At 46.2% G+C, this 301-nt stretch carries 1 pseudogene; it reads right to left on the reverse strand.

Annotation, left to right across the window (positions count from 1 at the left end):
• Positions 1-198 (reverse strand): annotated as a pseudogene (locus NE473_RS31245) (sugar ABC transporter permease); the annotation flags it as partial.
• Positions 199-301: the final 103 nt, after the last annotated feature.

Below are 301 nucleotides of genomic sequence, written 5' to 3' on the forward strand. Positions count from 1 at the left end.
GGACAGCGTAACCCCAAACTTTGCCAGAATACCATTTAACAGCAGCTGCCAGATATAGCCCAGAACGATACCGCCGATTAAGTTCGGCATTAAGAAAACGGTTCGGAATAAATTCGTTCCCTTAATGCCTCTCGTCAGAGCATACGCCATCAAAAATCCAAACACATTGATCGTCACAACGGACACTATGGTGAATTTCTGAAGACGGAAGGATCTATCATCTCCCTGAAAGGAAAATTGCAGGACCTGGGATTTCAGTATGACGCCCTGGAAAGAAAGGCTGCCTTAATCAAGGCGCCTG

The organism is Hungatella sp. SL.1.14 (genome assembly GCF_024460495.1).
Classification (GTDB): domain Bacteria; phylum Bacillota; class Clostridia; order Lachnospirales; family Lachnospiraceae; genus Hungatella; species Hungatella hathewayi.